Annotated in this window: 1 protein-coding gene; it reads right to left on the reverse strand. The window is 47.7% G+C overall.

The genetic code is table 11. The features are described 5' to 3' along the window. Positions 1 to 61: 61 nt before the first annotated feature. Positions 62 to 942: amino acid--tRNA ligase-related protein (locus tag AB4496_RS03230; protein ID WP_372130584.1), on the reverse strand; the 881-nt coding region annotated here is incomplete at its 5' end.

Raw genomic sequence — 942 nt, forward strand, 5'->3', positions numbered from 1 at the left:
CTAATTAATTAAGAGCTCTCTATCAACTAGGATCTCTTCATCAACGAGAAAGATAACAGGCTTACGCTTGCTCTTTCTTCTCTGCCAATTTAACAGCGATTGCTAGCTCTTCCAGTGATGCTGGGTTTGCTAGGCTTGGCGCATCTGTTAGTAGACATGCTGCTGCTGTTGTTTTCGGGAATGCGATAACATCACGGATATTCTCTGTACCACAAAGTAGCATTGCTAGACGGTCAAGACCGAATGCTAGACCTGCGTGTGGTGGCGTACCGTACTTAAGTGCTTCAAGTAGGAAGCCGAACTTCTCTTGTTGCTCTTTAGCTTCAATACCTAGGATACCGAATACAGCCGTTTGCATTTCTGCGCTATGAATACGTACCGAACCACCGCCTACTTCGTAGCCGTTGATTACCATGTCGTATGCATCAGAGTTTGCTGCTGCTGGGTTCGCTTTTAGCTCTTCCGCGTTCACACCTAGTGGCGATGTGAATGGGTGGTGCATTGCGTGTAGGTTACCTTCGCCGTCTTCTTCGAACATTGGGAAGTCAACAACCCACAGTGGAGCCCATGCAGATGTGTCTGTTAGCTCTAGATCAGTACCTAGTTTAAGACGAAGTGCGCCCATTGCTTCAGCAACGATGCCCGCTTTGTCTGCGCCAAACAGAATGATATCGCCAGATTCAGCTTGAGTGCGATCTAGAATACCGTTGATTACGTCTTCGCTTAGGAATTTAGCCACTGGAGATTGAATACCTTCCATGCCTGCAGCACGGTCGTTAACCTTCATCCAAGCTAGGCCTTTCGCGCCGTAGATGTTTACGTGTTCAGCGTAACCGTCAATTTGCTTACGAGTTAGCTTAGCACCACCTGGAACACGGATAACCGCTACACGACCTTTTTCGTCGTTAGCTGGGCCAGAGAATACTTTGAACTCAACGTCTT

The organism is Vibrio sp. 10N.222.46.A1, assembly GCF_041473595.1.
GTDB classification, from domain to species: domain Bacteria; phylum Pseudomonadota; class Gammaproteobacteria; order Enterobacterales; family Vibrionaceae; genus Vibrio; species Vibrio tasmaniensis_A.